Source organism: Aphanizomenon sp. UHCC 0183 (assembly GCF_009712065.1).
Classification (GTDB): Bacteria; Cyanobacteriota; Cyanobacteriia; order Cyanobacteriales; family Nostocaceae; genus Dolichospermum; species Dolichospermum heterosporum.
Map to the genome: position 1 here is coordinate 56,192 of NZ_VILC01000027.1, position 3,416 is coordinate 59,607.

The 3,416-nt window shown below is 38.7% G+C and carries 1 protein-coding gene; it reads left to right on the forward strand.

Annotated features, from left to right (window positions below; genetic code table 11):
* Positions 1-480 precede the first annotated feature (480 nt).
* Positions 481-3,348 (forward strand): DUF1156 domain-containing protein, encoded by a 2,868-nt coding sequence (locus FJR37_RS11800; protein ID WP_168466099.1) that lies wholly within the window; start codon positions 481-483, stop codon positions 3,346-3,348.
* Positions 3,349-3,416 lie beyond the last annotated feature (68 nt).

Here is a 3,416-nt window from a genome sequence, read left to right on the forward strand (position 1 = left end):
TATGATAATTGATTAAATTCATGTAATATGATTAAGTAGGGTACAAGCATTAATAATTGTAACTTTCTTCCCGCAGTGGACGTAGATAAGCGCAGATAATTTTGTACTTCATTAGACTAGGAAATGCTATACAATAGAGGGAGAGTAAATGACAAAAAAATCCTGACAACTCACAGACAATTCATCAATAACAATCCTGAAAATCCTTAAATCCTAGAAATCCTGATTCAGACAATTAAATATTTACAACTCACAGACAATTCATCAATAACAATCCTGAAAATCCTTAAATCCTAGAAATCCTGATTCAGACAATTAAATCCTGACAACTCACAAACAATTCATCAATAACAATCCTATAAATCCTTAAATCTTGGATATCCTGATATGGCTTGCGCCACGCTTCGCTATCAGACAACATTGACAAACCACCCATTTCTATTACAATATATCAATTAATACCCACACATCTACACCCCCATGTCTAACCCTACCCCCAAACGTCCCCACTTATTCATAGAAGAAAGAATGCCTGTACAACTCCTCAACGAACAGGTTTACTATGAACATGGGGGAAATCCTTTTAAGGGGTTACATCGTTGGTATTCTCGCAAACCTTTGTCTTTTAGTCGTGCTAGTGTGTTGGCTTCTTTGTTACCCGCAGATGTGACAATGGAGGAATTTGAATATTTATTGGGGTTAGAACCAGGGAAGGAAGTTAAACTCTACAAAACTCCTCCTACTGCTGTGCGAATTAAGAAAGTGCATGATTATTGTGAGCAAATTTGGGGAACTCGCACACCTACTGTTTTAGATGCTTTTGCAGGTGGTGGAAGTATCCCTTTTGAAGCTGCGAGATATGGGTTAAATGTGCTGGCTTCTGATTTGAATCCTGTGGCTGTGGTGACGATGAAAGCAGCAATGGAATATCCTTTAAAGTTTGGACCAGATTTACAGCATGATATTGATAAATGGGTGAAGTGGGTAGGTGATGAAGCTGAAAAAAGGTTAGCTGAATTTTTCCCTTCTTTACCTGGAGAAACGGTACAAAATTATTTATGGGCGCATACTGTTGTTTGTCCAAGTTGTGAGTCTGTTGTTCCTTTAAGTCCTAATTGGTGGTTAGATAGATCCCCAGGTGCAACAAAAAAAGGACAATGGTGTGCAGTCAAGCCAATTCCTCAACCTGAAAATAAGCAAGTTGATTTTGAATTGATTAAAGGTAAAAAGGGAAAAGGGACAACTATTCAAATAAATGATGAAGAATATGATCCAAATACCACAACTACTATTAGTAGAGGTGTAGGTAGATGTCCTAATTGTGCAAATGTAATTGAAACTGAATATATTTATGATTCAGCAAGAAAAAATAAAATTAATTGTCAGTTGTATGCAGTTGCTTACAAACAAGGTAAAGGTAGTTTAGAATTTAGAATCCCTCAAAATATTGACAACAGAGGGTTTAAATTAGCAGAAGAAAAAATTACCGCATTGTTCAATAATGATAATTTTGTTAATTTCATACCTACAGAAGAAATTCCTCCAGGAGAAAAAACAGAACAAAACTATATTAGAACTTATGCAAAAACTTGGGCAGGAATGTTTAATCCCCGTCAACTTTTAACGCTGGTAACGTATTTAGAAATTATTAATGAAGCAAAAATAATTATTCAAGCTGAGTATGAGTTAGAAAAATCAGAAGCAATCATAACCTACTTAGCTTTAGTTTTTGATAGATGTGTTGATAAAAACTCTCGTTTGACAAACTATAATGCACCTTATAAAAAAATTGAGAGAGCAAGTTTTACTCACTCTCTCAATCTCATGTGGAATTATCCTGAACTAAATGGTTCAACTTTTGGATGGCTATTCTGTGCTGAATCGGTTTCAGAAGATTATACTAATCTATGCTCTTTATTTGGAACTAAAGCAGGTTCAAAAGGTATTCCAGGAATTGAACAAGACAATTCAAAATCAATTCAAATAGATTTAGCTTCAGCAGATAATTTAACACATATTCCTGATAACTCAGTGGATGCAGTTATTACAGATCCACCATATTACGCCACAATTCAATATGCAGAATTATCTGATTTTTTCTACGTCTGGCTAAAACGTAACCTTGGCGATATCTTCCCCGAATTATTCTACTTAGAACTCACCGACAAAGAACGAGAAGCCGTCGCCAACCCTTCCCGCTTCCGTAACATGGGAATATCCCCAGAAGAACTAGCCAACCAAGACTACGAAGCCAAAATGGCCATGGCCTTCGCCGAATACCACCGCGTATTACGGGACGACGGCGTAATGACAGTCCAATTCAACCATAAAGACTCCGGTGCATGGGATGTCCTAGCCAAGTCCCTGATAGACGCAGGCTTTGAAATCACCGCTTCCTGGGCTGTCAGCACCGAAAACCCCCAAAACCTCCACCAGGCACAGAAAAACGCCGTATCCAGCACCGTGCTTTTAGTCTGTCGCAAACGTCAACCCAACGCCGAACAAGCATGGTGGGATGATGTCCGCATCGAAGTACGTAATATCGTGTTTGAGAAAGCCCCAGAAATCGAAAAATCCTTAACAGCAGATAGCCGTCCCGCCGCTGACAGAGTAGCAGACCCCCGCCGTCGCATCAAACCCCCAGGTATTGATCTCTGCTTAACTGCCTTTGGTAGTGCTTTAAGCGTATTTACCCGCTACAGTTCCATTCTCGACAGTGCTGGCAACCCAGTAGAACCCAAAGCCGCCTTTGAAGAAGTGCGTCAAACCATCGTCGCATACCGACTAGAAAAGCTATTAGCAGGTAAAGACTTTAACGGCATAGACCCCCTCACTCAATGGTATATCCTCGCTTGGGATACCTTTGAAGCGCGGGAATTTCCCTTTGATGAAGCCCGACAATTAGCTTTAGCAGTGGGAGGTTTTGATGTTTCCGACTTAGTTAAAACCCATAAATTACTAGATTCTGGTAGTGGCTTTTGTAAGTTACTCACCCCAGAACAACGGTTAAAAAAACGCGCCTTTTCTACTATTGATACAGAATTTTCTGGCAGATATTTAGTAGATGGACTTCACGCCATTATTGCCATTTACCAAGCGGAAGAAAATACAGAACCAGTGCGGAGATTTCTGAAAAATACAGGATTAGTTAGCAATGATTCCTTTATGCGGACATTTGAAGTAGCGTTAAAAGTAATTCCCCACATCAAAGATGAAAAGAAACGTATTTTGGAAGAGAAAGTATTATTAGATTTGTGGTTAGCAATGGATGAAATAAAAGCCAAAGTTTCCTATCAACAAACTGAGATACAATTAGATAATGAGGGGGGACAAATGAATTTATTTTGATAACGGTTGACGGTTGACTGTTAACCGGTGGTGGTATAATTAATTTAATTTTGTCTGAATCAGGATTT